Consider the following 554-nt stretch of genomic DNA (forward strand, 5'->3'; position numbering starts at 1 on the left):
ATCTCATTCACTTGGCTATCAAAACTCCTTGCACTGAGTTTATCTCCTAATAATTTGATGCAATGCATCTTAGTTTCAACCAAACTTCGCCGATGATATCCTGACCATTTTTTCCATAGTGTCCTGCCTAAACGTTTAATTGTTCGAAGTAATTCATTTCGCTCTAGCGAGCTACTCTTTGTATCTTTCCATGGTTTCGCATTTTTTCTAGGTGGAATCACCGCATGCCCTTGCCGATCTGCAATGACCTGACGGCATTGCTTGGTGTCATAAGCTCCATCGGTATAAACAGAGTCAATCCGCTCATCTTGTGGAATCTGATTAAGTAAATCACCAAGCACCTGTGAATCACTGACATTATTGGTTGTAAGCTGAACTGCTCGTATTTGTAGGGTTTTAGCATCTATACCAATATGAAGTTTACGCCATTGGCGAGGATATTCAGGTCCATGTTTCTTGCGTTTCCATTCGCCCTCACCTAGAAACTTCATGCCTGTAGAGTCCATGAGTAGATGCAGCCCATCGCTACTTTTTTGGTAGCTGATTGCAATATC

1 protein-coding gene is annotated in these 554 nt (G+C 41.9%); it reads right to left on the reverse strand.

What is annotated here, in order from left to right:
- Positions 1-554, reverse strand: a 554-nt coding sequence (locus NI455_RS15380) for an IS5 family transposase (protein ID WP_253114895.1), incomplete at both ends; no start/stop codon positions are given.

The organism is Acinetobacter lwoffii (assembly GCF_024129435.1).
Taxonomy (GTDB): Bacteria; Pseudomonadota; Gammaproteobacteria; order Pseudomonadales; family Moraxellaceae; genus Acinetobacter; species Acinetobacter lwoffii_F.